Consider the following 4,322-nt stretch of genomic DNA (forward strand, 5'->3'; position numbering starts at 1 on the left):
GATGGGAACCTCGTCAGCGAAAACCATCAGGGCCAGCAGGCATATCAGCTTGCACAACAGGCCGGATATAAGACTGCAGCCCTGCCTCCTGAATCGTCACACACACGAGTTCTTGCAATCCGGGAGGCGCCCATATAAGCGTCTCCCTAAGGCTCGAACGGCTGCTCAGCGTCTGCGCTCGTTCAGGAGAAAGAGCGGTGTCCAATCCCCAGGTAGTCGACCAACTGTCGGCATACAGCCATGAAACGAAGTTCGCGGGCGATCGCACGAACGCCTGGAATCTGAGGAAGACCTGGCGGCGCACACTGAGTCTGCCGATGCGTGACACGGACTTCTTGTGTGGGAGCATCTCTGCATTGAGCGACCGCCTACACAGATCGCAGCAGGAAGTTCTCGATGACCCGATTCACCGCGTCGGGGTCGGTGATCGGCCCCATATGCCCTAGGCCGGCAAGATTCACGCAGGAGACGTTCGGGAGTGCCTTCAACAGTCGACGTGCCACGCCGTGGGCAGACTGAGTTGACCGCCCGCCTGTGAGGTATAGCACCGGCATTTGGAGTCGGCCAAACTCCGAAATCGGCGTGGGTTCGGTGAACAGCGCATGAGCCCACCGTCGAACATTCACGACGGAGTCGGCGATGGCGACCTTGCGGTTTTCCGCGGTAGTGGCCCAGCTCCCCGGCCCCATCCAGTAGTCGATGAAGCAGCGGGCCGCCTCAAACCGATCTCCGCCGTCCAGTGCCGTAGCCGCCGCGGCCACCGCATTCCGGATCCCGTCCGCATCGTTCGGGGCAGGGCCTTCCATCTCGATCAGCGAGAACAGGGTTGGCTCATAGATCACCAGCGCTCGCACTCTGGTCGGGTGCTGGACAGCCGTGCGCAGGGCCACTGCAGCTCCGTACGAATGACCGACGAGCCCGAACGGATCGCCTGCCCTTCGCAACACCGGCTCTATCAGATCGACTTCGTCCTGTAAGGTAATGGTGCTGTCGGAGGGCCAGTCCGGACTCCGACCTGACCCGTACAAGTCGGGTGCGAGCATCCAATAGCGGTCCGCCAGACGCGTCATCAGCGTGCGCCACTGCCCGGACACACTGGCGTTCGAATGCAAGCAGACGATCGCAGGGCCGGAGCCGGCCTCGCGCCAATAGGGTATCGCGGCGCTCATTTGGTTTCTCGACTGCTCATGTGAAGCCTCCGGGAGGGAGACCTTAAAGCCGCCCAACTTTATCGGCAAGAGGGCCACTGGGCGCTCTTTCTTCGGGTCAGCGCCGCGTGACGACCGCCTCCAAGTACGCGCTGGGCACCACCAGAGATGCGCTGCCGGCGCGGTTTTCCTTGGTCAGCAGTTCGATCATGTCTGACTCCAACGCCGCCGCCTTGTCGGTCGGCAGCGCGGTAAAGGCCTTGTGGGTGGGGCCGTACCAGGTGCGGAAGACTTCGACGAAGTGGGCGGCAGAGCGATAGCGGAAATTAAATAACCGTGGCGTGGTGAAGATCGTCGCCTGGGCGGGAGGGAACAGCTCTATCAGGCGCGCTTCGGTGCCCCAGGCCGAGGGTGGTTTGACGCCGGCCGGCGGCGCCACGTAGCGGCCGAGCGTCTTGAAGAGCTGGCCAATGAAGCCGTCGGGCGTCCAGTTCGCCAGGCCGATGCGACCGCCAGGTCGGCAGACGCGAAGCAGCTCGGCTGCGGCCTTGTCCTGATCCGGCGTGAACATCACGCCGAAGGTGGAGAGCACCGCATCGAACGCGTTCGCTGCGAAGGGCAGCGCCTCGGCGTCCGCGGTCTGGAAGCTCACCTCGAGGCGTTCGGCCTGCGCGCGCTCGGCGCCGCGATCAAGCAGCGTGCTCACATAGTCGGTCGAGGTCACCTTGCAGCCGCGCCGCGCAGCCGCGAGCGTGGCATTACCGTTGCCGGCTGCGACATCGAGCACCTTTTCGTCGGTGCGCAGGTCGCAGGACTCGGCCAGCAGCTCGCCAACGAGCTGGAGCGTGGTGCCAACGATCGCGTAGTCGCCGGAGGACCAGGCCGCCTGCTGTCGACCCTTGACGGCCGCGAGATCGGCGGTTGTGCTGGCGGAGGTGGGCGAAGATAATGGGGACATGACGGGCTCCTTGCAGGTTGGGGATCGAAGCCTCCTTCACTTGCGGGAGACAGAGGCCAACTGTGTGCTTCGGGCGTGGCATTGAGCGCTGCAATCCGCGTGGAATTGAGCGTGGCAACGACTGTTGAATTCACTGCCTCGTCCTCCGAATTCGAGCTCCGCCTGCTCGGTCCGATGGCGATGCTGCGGCGCGGGCAGGCGCTCATCCTGCCCCCATCACGCAAGGCTCGGGCGCTACTAGCTTTGCTTGCGCTGGCCCCGCGCCCCATGTCCCGCGACCAACTTTGCGAGATGCTTTGGGACCGGCCTTCGGATCCTCGCGCCGAGTTGCGTAGCGCCCTGTCGAAGCTGCGTGCCCTTCTCGACGAGCCGCTGCGCAAGCGCGTGCTGGCTAACGCGCAAGGCGTGCATCTGGATTTGGGCGACGGAATAATCGACGTACGCGAGCTGGAGTCGCAGGTCCGCAGCCGCAACGATTCCAGCGCAACGCTGGCGTCGTCCATCCACGCGGCGGGCTTCGACGGCGAATTTCTGGCGGGCCTCGACATCGACGGTGCGCCTATCTACGCTCACTGGGTGATGGCGGAGCGGCGTCGCTGGCGCAGCCTTTACATTGCCCTGCTGGAGCGCATGGCCGACCACTTTCCGCCCCAATCCGCCGAGGCATTGGACTGCCTGAGCCGGTGGCTGCGCCTGTTGCCGCATGACCGCCGCGCGCACGAGCGCCTGCTCGACGCGCTTGCGCGGCGCGGCCAGCTTCGCGAAGGCGATGCCCATCTCGCGACCGCCGTCCGACTCTTCGACTGCGAAGGCCAGGACGCAACAGACCTTGTGCAAGCGTGGCGTCTGGCGCGTGAGCGCCACGGCGGCTCGGCGGTCCGCGCTGTGGTGCAGGAACCGCCGCCCTCCGCCAGTGAGCCACCCCACCTGCGTCGCGGGTCGGTCGCCGTCATGCCCTTCGAGGAGTTGCCATACGGCAGTTCGAGTGGCTTCGGTCGCTACTTGGCCTACGACGTCACAACGAGGTTGGCCAAACTGCGCAGCCTGTTCGTCATCGCCCCGGCCAGCACTAGCGCACTTGAGGCGCGGGGCATGGGAGCGGAAGCCGCTGCGCGCGTGCTCGATGTCGACTACGTGGCCACCGGTCTTTTGCGCCGAGGCTGCGGGCAGATCGCCCTGTCGACCCAGCTCATCCATACCCGTAGCGCACGCGTAGTCTGGGCCGACAGCCTGAGCGCCGCCGAGTCGGAACCGTTCGACGTGCTGGACGAATTGTGCAACCAGCTGGTGGCCGCCATCGCAGACCAGGTCGAGCTCGCCGAACGTCAACGCGCCGTGCTCAAACCCCCAGGGTCGCTCGATGCGTGGGAAGCCCACCACCGGGGCCTGGGGCACATGTACCGCTTCCGACGCGAAGAAAATGAACTAGCCCGCCACTGGTTCGAAACCGCCACACGCCTGGAGCCGGGGTTCTCGCGCCCGCACGCGGGCCTCTCATTCACGCATTGGCAGAACGCCTTCCAAGGTTGGGGCGACCGGGCGCGCGAAACAGAACTCGCCTGGCGCCATGCCAACGAAGGCCTCATCGCTGACGACCAGGATCCAGCGATCCACTGGGCCCTGGGCCGTGCTCACTGGCTGCGCGGACAGGTGGCTGAGTCACTCGCCGAACTGAACCAGTCGGTCCTGCTCAGTCCTAACTTCTCGCAGGGCCATTACGCGCTAGCTTTCGTGCACTCGCAGTCGGGCGATGCCCATGCGGCCATTGCTTCGGCCGACCACGCCCGCGAGCTGAGCCCGTTCGATCCGATGCTATTTGCCATGTTGGCTACGCGGGCGATGGCGCTGATGCGCCAGGGTCGGATGGACCAGGCCGCCGACTGGGCCGTGCGGGCGAGCGCGCGACCCAACGCACACCAGCACATCCGCGGCATCGAGGCGCATTGCCTCGAATTGGCGGGCCGCCACGACGAGGCCCTGCAGGCGGTTGCAGCCCTGCGTCGCGAGCACCCGGGCTACAGCGTGACCGACTTCCTGCGGGCCTTTCACTTTGCTGACGACGGCGAGAGCCTGATTCGGCGCGCGGCGGTGGGAATAGGCCTCGCATGAACCATTCTGGGCTGTCCGCGCCGACGCGAATTTGAGCCAGGCGCCGATATTTGAATGAGCCGGGAGATTTGAGCCGAAAGCCAAGCCTAGCGACAATTCCAGTGCCA

3 protein-coding genes are annotated in these 4,322 nt (G+C 65.2%); 1 reads left to right on the plus strand and 2 read right to left on the minus strand.

What is annotated here, in order from left to right; translation table 11 throughout:
* Positions 1–368 precede the first annotated feature (368 nt).
* Together RCH10_RS27265 and RCH10_RS27270 are read right to left on the minus strand one after the other, a co-directional pair.
* Positions 369–1,169, minus strand: a complete 801-nt coding sequence (locus tag RCH10_RS27265; protein ID WP_409054799.1) for an alpha/beta fold hydrolase — start codon at positions 1,167–1,169, stop codon at positions 369–371.
* Positions 1,170–1,266: 97 nt separating this feature from the next.
* Positions 1,267–2,106 (minus strand): class I SAM-dependent methyltransferase, encoded by an 840-nt coding sequence (locus RCH10_RS27270; RefSeq protein ID WP_409054800.1) that lies wholly within the window; start codon positions 2,104–2,106, stop codon positions 1,267–1,269.
* Between the two features lie 81 nt (positions 2,107–2,187).
* Between RCH10_RS27270 and RCH10_RS27275 the strand changes: the two genes are divergently transcribed.
* Entirely contained in the window at positions 2,188–4,215 is a 2,028-nt protein-coding gene (locus tag RCH10_RS27275; protein ID WP_409054801.1) for a transcriptional regulator, read from the plus strand.
* Positions 4,216–4,322: the final 107 nt, after the last annotated feature.

Source organism: Variovorax sp. GrIS 2.14 (assembly GCF_046115955.1).
Taxonomy (GTDB): domain Bacteria; phylum Pseudomonadota; class Gammaproteobacteria; order Burkholderiales; family Burkholderiaceae_C; genus Variovorax.